Below are 260 nucleotides of genomic sequence, written 5' to 3'. Positions count from 1 at the left end.
CCTCGAGCGCGCCGACCGCGACGGTCATCAACGGGCCGGTTGCGATGCCCATGCCGAGCCCGGTCATTGCAAGCCCGATTTCGGCGCCGACCAGGCCCGGCGAACCGGCCGACGCGCTGATTCGGCGAAGGTGAACGGCACGCGGGTCTATCAGCAGTTCGCGGTGGATTGCCTGAGGACGCTCAGGCAGATCGACGACGCGTAAGCGGCGCGCATCGACGGCGCATCGTTTGCGTCACTAGCCACGCCTCACGCGTGCC

1 protein-coding gene is annotated in these 260 nt (G+C 68.5%); it reads left to right on the top strand.

The window, feature by feature from the left end:
• Positions 1-205, top strand: a 205-nt coding sequence (locus SCA31_RS24130; protein ID WP_410699521.1) for a hypothetical protein, incomplete at its 5' end; no start/stop codon positions are given.
• Between the last annotated feature and the right edge of the window lie 55 nt (positions 206-260).

The sequence above is a fragment of the Chryseobacterium sp. SIMBA_028 genome (assembly GCF_046535285.1).
Taxonomy (GTDB): Bacteria; Bacteroidota; Bacteroidia; order Flavobacteriales; family Weeksellaceae; genus Chryseobacterium.
Note: the sequence above shows the minus strand (reverse complement) of the source record. Positions and strands in the feature narration are given on the sequence as shown.